Annotated in this window: 1 protein-coding gene; it reads right to left on the reverse strand. The window is 33.2% G+C overall.

Going from position 1 to position 244, the window contains the following annotated elements; genetic code table 11:
* A partial coding sequence (locus SB775_RS32820) for a cell wall-binding repeat-containing protein (protein ID WP_410865477.1) occupies window positions 1-244 on the reverse strand: 244 nt, incomplete at both ends.

The following is a 244-nucleotide window of genomic DNA, read 5'->3' on the forward strand; positions in this document are numbered from 1 at the left end:
GTAATAGCATCTGTAAAGATAGAACCATTTGCTAAGTATAGCTTATTAGCATTCATGTTTAATTCAGTTACAATATTTGCTGATACCTCATATCTATTAGCTCCACCGATTCTTTTCACTGTGGACGTTTTTTTGATTTGAGATTCAACTTTTTTGCTAACACTCTTTTCTCCACCAACAATGATGACTTTACTTGGAAGCTTGTAAGTTGGTAAGCTATCTTTCTTCGTTAACAGAATAGGAT

Source organism: Peribacillus sp. SIMBA_075, assembly GCF_046534585.1.